The 7994-nt window shown below is 38.6% G+C and carries 6 protein-coding genes and 1 tRNA gene; 1 reads left to right on the top strand and 6 read right to left on the bottom strand.

Translation table 11 applies throughout. The annotated features are described in order from the left end of the window. Positions 1-236 precede the first annotated feature (236 nt). The gene (brnQ, locus tag AC4HAI_RS08865) at positions 237-1628 is read left to right on the top strand and encodes a branched-chain amino acid transport system II carrier protein (protein ID WP_491079735.1); all 1392 of its coding nucleotides are present in this window, start codon (positions 237-239) and stop codon (positions 1626-1628) included. 79 nt (positions 1629-1707) lie between these two features. Here brnQ and AC4HAI_RS08860 read toward each other — a convergent pair whose 3' ends face one another. The 6 genes from AC4HAI_RS08860 to AC4HAI_RS08835 all read right to left on the bottom strand — a co-directional run bounded on the left by AC4HAI_RS08860 (position 1708) and on the right by AC4HAI_RS08835 (position 7993). Continuing rightward, complete coding sequence (locus AC4HAI_RS08860; RefSeq protein ID WP_491079736.1) at positions 1708-2601, bottom strand: SPFH domain-containing protein; 894 nt, start codon at positions 2599-2601, stop codon at positions 1708-1710. A gap of 43 nt (positions 2602-2644) precedes the next feature. Then, positions 2645-3895: a threonine ammonia-lyase IlvA gene (gene ilvA / locus AC4HAI_RS08855; RefSeq protein ID WP_491079737.1), complete on the bottom strand. Its 1251-nt coding sequence runs from the start codon at positions 3893-3895 to the stop codon at positions 2645-2647. 114 nt (positions 3896-4009) lie between these two features. Continuing rightward, complete coding sequence (locus AC4HAI_RS08850) at positions 4010-4459, bottom strand: Fur family transcriptional regulator (protein ID WP_491079738.1); 450 nt, start codon at positions 4457-4459, stop codon at positions 4010-4012. Positions 4460-4521: 62 nt separating this feature from the next. Then, the gene (locus AC4HAI_RS08845) at positions 4522-4959 is read right to left on the bottom strand and encodes a CoA-binding protein (RefSeq protein ID WP_491111234.1); all 438 of its coding nucleotides are present in this window, start codon (positions 4957-4959) and stop codon (positions 4522-4524) included. 255 nt (positions 4960-5214) lie between these two features. Then, positions 5215-7857, bottom strand: coding sequence for a DNA polymerase I (gene polA, locus AC4HAI_RS08840; protein WP_491111233.1), 2643 nt, complete (start codon positions 7855-7857; stop codon positions 5215-5217). A 62-nt stretch (positions 7858-7919) separates the two neighbouring features. Further along, positions 7920-7993: transfer RNA gene (locus AC4HAI_RS08835), tRNA-Asn, on the bottom strand. Position 7994 lies beyond the last annotated feature (1 nt).

The following is a 7994-nucleotide window of genomic DNA, read 5'->3' as shown; positions in this document are numbered from 1 at the left end:
CTTTGATGACTAGGTATTTCTTTGACTCTATCATAGTTAGTTCTATTTTCCTCATCTTTCTAGTTTACCAGACGGGACATTTTCACATTCGACCTAGCTAAGACATTATCATTTTCGAATGATAATCACCAATCATCCCATTTAGCCCATCTTGACAGGCTAAACAGTCCTTGATATAATGAATCGCCATACAATTTTATACAATTTAAGGTAATACTATAATTTGGAGGAAAACAATGCAAAAACCATCAACCTATTGGATTATCGGATTTATGCTCTTCGCCCTTTTCTTCGGAGCTGGTAACCTGATTTTCCCTGCCTACCTCGGTATCTATTCTGGTACCAATCTAGCCCTAGCTATTCTGGGATTCTGTATCACAGGAGTATCCCTCCCCCTATTAGGCGTTGTAGCTGTAGCCTACTCAGGCAAGACTGATGTTGAATCCATTGCTAGGCCTGCTTCTAAGGCTTATGCCCTCTTCTTTGCCATCGCCCTCTACCTAACCATCGGTCCTTTCTTTGCCATTCCTAGAACAGGAGCGGTCTCCTATGAAATAGGAATTAAGCCCTTCTTTGGTAGTGGCCAAGCCGCCCATATCATCTATGGACTAGTCTTTTTTGGCTTATCCTATCTAATTGCGGTTCGACCAAGTAAGATTGCGGATCGTATCGGGAAATATTTGACACCTGCTCTCTTGATTTTCCTAGGCATTCTGATTGTTGCTTCCTTTATTTCTCCCGCAGGCCATATTGGCGCTGCACACAATGCTTCCCCTGCCGTTAGTGACAGCTTCAAGAGCCTGCCTTTTGTGGCTGGACTGATTCAGGGTTACAGTACCATGGATGCTTTGGCTTCTCTGGCCTTTGCTATCTTGGTTATCGATGCTGCAAAAGGGCACGGAGCTAAAACCTCTAGCGCTGTTGCCAGCCTAACTCTCAAGTCCGGTATCATCGCAGCTGCTATTCTAGCAGCTATCTACATTTTTGTTGCCCGTCTTGGAGCAACCTCACAATCTCTCTTTAGCATTAGCAAAGATGGTTTCATCCAGGGAGGTGCCCCAATTTCAGATGGCGGTCCCGTTCTCATCCAATCAGCTACTCACTACATGGGCAACTTGGGCCAAATCATCCTAGGTATGGCCATCTTCCTAGCCTGTTTGACGACAGCAACCGGATTAATTACAGCCTGCGCAGAATACTTCCATAAGATCTTTCCAAAAGTTTCTCACATTGTCTGGGCAACTATCTTCACCCTGATAGGAGTGACCCTTTACTTCGGTGGACTTGATCAAATTATCAAATGGTCAATTCCTGTTCTTTACCTACTCTACCCACTGACTATTGTAACCATCATTCTCATCTTCATGAAAAAGTGGATTGGCTATAATCATATCGTTTACAAGACAGCTCTAGGTTTCACAGCTATTGCAGGTCTCTTTGACGCCTTCAATACCCTATCAGCTCAGACCGAACTTTTCAGCCTTCCAGCTGGCCTAGTCAACTTCTTTACTAAGACTCTGCCTCTAGGTGCTTACAATATGGGATGGATTAGCTTTGCAGTCCTTGGTTTGATCCTTGGCTTAGTTCTGACTGGATTTAAACCACTTAAAGAAACAGAAAAAAATTAAAGCTTACTTTTGATTAAAATACATCAATAAAATCCCGCCTCTAATTAAGAGGCGGGATTTTATATATAGTGCAAAAATATTATCTAGCCTTAAGAGCAGATAGAATCTGTGTCCGAATATCCTCAACTCCTTCTGGACTACTTGGTAGGAAAAGAGTTTGATTACCATGACCTGCAAAAGTATTCAAGGTATCAAGATATTGATTAGTTAAAAGAATAGACATAATTTGCTCTTCCGTCATACCGACATTAGCCTGCTTAAGTTCTGCAATAGACTCAGCCAAACCATCAACAATAGCCTTACGTTGTTGAGCAATACCAACACCGTGCAAACGATCTTTTTCAGCTTCGGCAGAGGCAGCTGTAACAATTTTAATCTTATCAGCTTCGGCCAATTCTTGAGCAGCAACACGTTTCCGTTGGGCTGCATTAATCTCGTTCATAGATTGTTTCACTTCAGCATCTGGTTCAACCTTAGTAATCAATGTCTTAACAATAATATAACCATAAGTCGACATTTCTTCTGCTACCTGATGCTGAACCTCAAGTGCAATTTCATCCTTTTTCTCAAAAAGTTCATCCAAAGTTAACTTTGGTACCGAAGAGCGCAAAGCATCTTCGATATAAGATTTAATTTGTGCCTCAGGACGCATCAATTTATAGTAAGCATCAATAACATTTTGCTCATTGACACGGTACTGTGTAGCCACGTTCAAGGTGACAAACACATTGTCCTTAGTCTTTGTTTCAACAATAATCTCACTTTGCATCAAACGCAGCTGTACACGTGCTACGATCTTATCAATCCCAAAAGGCAAGCGCAAATGAATCCCGCTGGAAGACATCGTTTGATAGCGTCCAAATCGTTCAATAATAGCAACCGATTGCTGACGTACCACATACAAAGAACTTACCAAGAAGAAAATTAAAACAAGTACACAAAAGACAACAAAAATTAAAAAACCAGCAAACATCTTATCTTAACACCTTTCTTTCGTTAATATCGTTTCACAATAGCTAGACTAGCATATTATAAAGACTTTCATTTCCATGTAAATTAATATAGTTAGGATCAAAATCCGATAAACGATCAATCAAAGCGCTATAATCATTCTTATTTGACAAAGTTACCCCAACCAAGCATGGACCAGTCCCCTTGGCAGCACGCTTGATGTATTCAAAACGTGTAATATCATCATTTGGACCAAGTATATTATTTACAAATTCACGCAGAGCGCCTGGACGTTGAGGAAAATTAATCACAAAATAATGTTTGACACCATCATAGATTAAGGCGCGTTCTTCCATCTCTGGCATACGATTAATATCATTGTTACCGCCGGAAATAATACATACCAATGTTTTTCCTTTGATTTGCTCTTTCAAAACTTCAAGAGCAGCAATGGTTGCCGCACCAGCAGGTTCAGCAATAATGCCTTGACGAGAATACATATCGATCAACGTCTCAGAGATTAGCCCTTCATCAACCCCAACCAACTCATCTACTCGCTGACGAGCTACTTCATAAGTCTTTTCACCAACCTTCTGAACAGCAATACCATCAGCAAACTTATCGATATGCTCCAGCTTAACAGGGTGCCCCTTATCAAAAGCAGCTCGCATACTTCTAGCACCATTGGACTCAACACCAATCACTGTCATTTCAGGAGAAACATCCTTCATATAAGTAGAGACTCCTGCAATCAGACCTCCACCACCAACAGGAACTAGGATGCTGTCAAAATCAACACCCTCATCTTTAGCCTGCTCATAGATTTCATAAGCCACTGTTCCTTGACCAGCTTGAACATCCTCATCATCAAAAGGATCAATAAAGGTACGTCCCTCTGCCTTAGTGAAATCTTGTGCAGCTTGAGCCGACGCATCGAAAGTATCCCCGACTAGCTGAATATCGACATAACTACCACCAAAAAATTTGACCTGAGTAATTTTTTGCTGAGGTGTTGTAATCGGCATAAAGATAGTCGCCGAAATCTTCATCTCATTACAAGTATAGGCAACTCCCTGAGCATGATTCCCCGCTGAAGCGCATACGACACCACGATTTTTTTCTTCATCAGATAATTGATGGATCGCATAATAAGCTCCACGCAACTTGAAGGAGCGTACCTTCTGCATATTTTCACGCTTGAGATAGATCGTCGCTTGATATTTTTCTGATAAATAGCGATCAAAATCAAGCGGGGTCCGCTCGACAACATCCTTTAAGACATCGTGGGCATGCACAACATCCACTGCTGTAATCATAGTATCTCCTCTATCATATTGTCTAAATTTTCAGTACATTTATTATAACAGATTAAAGTAGGGAATTAAAGAATTTATCAAAAAAGAACTATTCCCTCAATAGTTCCCTAATTCTTAGCGCTTTGCTTGACACTCTGGACACAAGCCATAAAGCATAATCTGACTACGGCTCACCTTATAGCCTGTTTGCTGACTAGCGGCTTGGTAAATATCATGAATATCATCCCCCATATAGTCCGCAATTTTACCACATCGCTCACAAGCAATATGGATTTCATGATGCCCTAAAAAATCATAATAAGTCGTACTATAATGACACAACTTTAACTCTGTAACAAATCCCTCTTCTACTAATACCTTAAGATTGTTATAAACTGTCGCTAAACTCAAACTAGGATAATCTGATTTAAGGTCTTCATAAATCATCTCGGCACTGGGATGGTGCTTAGCAGCAATCATATATCGGATAATAGCTTTGCGTGATTCCGTTATTCGGATGTATTTTTTCTTAAGATGTTCTAGAACAGTCTCATACGCTTCTAAAGCTCTACGATCTTCCTCCATCACAGCCCCCTTTCAAGATGATAATGTATCTATTATATCACACTTCTAGTTAGCACCCGCCCTTACTTTTCAGATAAAAAACGACCTAACTCTATTTTAATACAGCGATTCATAACAATATCACTTCTACCTGCTTGTCGTAACAGTTCTTCTGCTTCCTGTGATTCTAAACCCAACTGAGCCCAAAAAACCCTAGCATCTGTTTGGACAAAATCTCTAGCAACGTCAGCCAAAAATTCAGAACGTCTAAAAATATTGACAATATCCACCTTCAATGGAATTTCCTGCAAAGAGGCATAAACCCTTTCCCCTAAAATCTCTTTTCCAGCCATACGCGGATTTACAGGTACTATATGATAACCAGCCTCTTTAAGGATACCTGCAATCTCATAAGCTGCCGTTTCTGTACGATTAGACAAGCCAACAACCGCTATAGTCTTAGCCTCTTCCAAATAAGCATCAATGATCGCATTACTTGGATTCTCAAAATGATAAGTCATTAGACACCTCTACTTTATAAGTTTTGAATCACTATATCACAAACCCATCCAAATGTCTAAACTAGAATAATCCTCAAATAAATCTATCTCAAAAACAGCTTTCCAATAAGAAAGCTGTTTATTCATTATAAATTTGATACCAACTTCTAGTTTCTAGAGGGAGTGCTTCCTAAAGTCAGAATAATTGAAGACAAACTACCATAGAAAGAAATAAACCCTAGCTTTTACTGTTTCTTCATTAATAATAGGATTAAATTATTTGGCTTCATACCAAGTTTGACCAGCATTTTCATCCACAATTAAAGGAACTGAAAGACTGACAGCGGATTCCATAATTTCTTTAACCAATTGTTTAACAGCTTCAAGTTCATCATTTGGCACTTCAAGGACAATTTCATCATGTACCTGCAAAAGCATCTTAGCTTGATACCCTCCTTCATCCAGTGCCTTGTCCAAATTGATCATAGCAATCTTCAAAATATCAGCTGCGCTTCCTTGAATGGGAGAATTAATAGCTGTCCGCTCTGCAAAACTACGGATATTAAAATTACGAGAGTTAATATCAGGCAACATACGACGACGCTTGAATAAAGTCTCAACATAGCCCTTATCCTTAGCTTCACGTACAACTCTTTCCATATAATCTTTGATCCCTGGAAAACGCTCAAAATAGGTATCAATATACTCCTTAGCAGCTTTACGCGTAATCCCTAAATTTTGAGATAAACCATAATCAGAAATACCATAAACAACTCCAAAATTAACGGCCTTAGCATTTCGCCGATCATTTGGACTAACATCTTCAGCTTTTGAAATATTGAAGACCCTAATAGCTGTAGCCGTATGAATATCTTCCCCATCTTGGAAAGCCTTAATCAAATGTTCATCCCCAGAAATATGAGCCAAGACCCGCAATTCAATCTGAGAATAATCAGAACTCAAAAGGACACTATCTTGCCATTCAGGAGTAAAGGCCTTACGAATCAAACGCCCTTGCTCCAGACGAACAGGTATATTTTGTAAATTAGGATCAACACTTGATAAGCGCCCTGTCTGAGTTAAGTCCTGAATATACCGAGTATGAATTTTTCCATCATCTAAAATATAATCCTGCAGTCCAACCACATAGGTAGACTGAAGTTTAGCTATCTGACGATACTCCAAAATTTTAGTAACTACTTCACTCAATGGTGCTAAACGCTCTAAAACATCCACTGCAGTTGAATAACCTGTCTTTGTTTTCTTGGTTAACCTAACCGGCAAACCAAGTTTTTCAAATAAGACCTCTCCTAACTGCTTAGGAGAATTAATATTAAATGTTTCACCTGCAAGATCATAGATTTCCTGAGTTAACTGCTCAATAGTCTTAGTATTTTGAGACTCCATTGCTTTAAGCGTCTCGGCATTAACAGATACACCAGCAATTTCCATCTTAGCAAGAACATTAGCCAATGGAAGTTCAATATCAAAAAGTAAGGACAATTGGTCATGCTCCAAAAGACTATCTCTTAGTGCCTTTTCACTTTCAACCAAAACCTTAATTTTAGTTGCTAAATGATTAAATAAAATATCATCCTCAGGGATAGCCTTTTTAGCCCCTTTACCATATATCACTTCATCGTTTGGAAGCACTACAGAAGTATATAGATCAGCAATCGTAGAAAGTTCATTATCTTCCACCGTAGACAAAAGATACTTAGCCAAGCGACTGTCAAATTTAGCAATAGGCAAATCTATACCATGCTTACTCAAAAGAACCTTTGTTCTCTTAAAATCATATACATTTATCGAACCAGATAAAGCTTCTTTAAACGAAGGCGAAGTCAACAATGACAAATCCTTACTGACATAAATCTTGTTCCTATTTCCCCAAGCAAAAGCTAAAATATCTTCGAGATGATAATTGTCATTAAAAACCTCAAAGTAAAAGAATTGATCCTCTGAAAAATAACTAGCATCAGCAGAGTCAACTACTTGAAAATCAACAGAAGAAATATGAGAAGACTCCTCATCACTGTCGCTAAACAACTGAGCTTTAAACTGTTTAAATCCCATTTGATCATAAAAACTTGCTAAATCATCCACGTTTGGACCATTGTAAACAATATCATCTAAGCCAATGTCAACAGGAGCGGAAGTATCTATAGTGGCTAGAGTCTTAGACAAAAAAGCTTGTTCTTTGTCATTAATAAGATTTTCCTTCATCTTAGAGGCTTTAAAGCTATCAAGATGATCATAAATACCAGATAAACTTCCGTATTCCTTCAAAAGTTTAAGCCCTGTCTTCTCACCGATTTTTGTAACACCCGGAATATTATCTGATTTATCACCCATCAAAGCCTTTAAATCAATGAATTGATCTGCAGAAATACCCATCTTTTCCATAAGATAAGCAGGAGTATATTCTTCAAATTCCGCAACACCCTTACGAGAAATCTCCACAGCTGTACGATCATCAACAAGCTGAATAAGATCCTTATCACCACTGACAATTGTCACATTAAAATGATTTCTTTCAGCTAATTTATCAATGGTTCCAATAATATCATCTGCTTCGTAATTTTCAAGATCATAATAAGGAATGCCTAAATGATCTAACATCTCTCTGATATAAGGAAATTGCTCTCTAAATTCATCTGGTGTTTTAGCACGACCAGCTTTATAAGGCTGATACATTTCCGTACGAAATGTAGTTTTACCAGCATCAAATGCAACTAATACATGACTCGGGTTAATACGTTTCATCATATGATCTAACATCAAATGAAATCCATAAATGGCATTTGTATGAAGACCAGAATTATTTTTAAAACGATCAACTTGATTATATAAAGCAAAAAAAGCTCTAAAGGCTATGGAAGATCCATCGATCAACAACAATTTTTTATCTTTCTTCATAGAGCATATTATAACACAAAGCAATAAAAAAGAGGGATACCCCCTCCTAATCAACTTATCTACTCCGCCAGTAGGACTCGAACCTACGACATCATGATTAACAGTCATGCGCTACTACCAACTGAGCTATGGCGGAT

This window comes from Streptococcus sp. ALY_208 (assembly GCF_058314295.1).
Note: the sequence above shows the minus strand (reverse complement) of the source record. Positions and strands in the feature narration are given on the sequence as shown.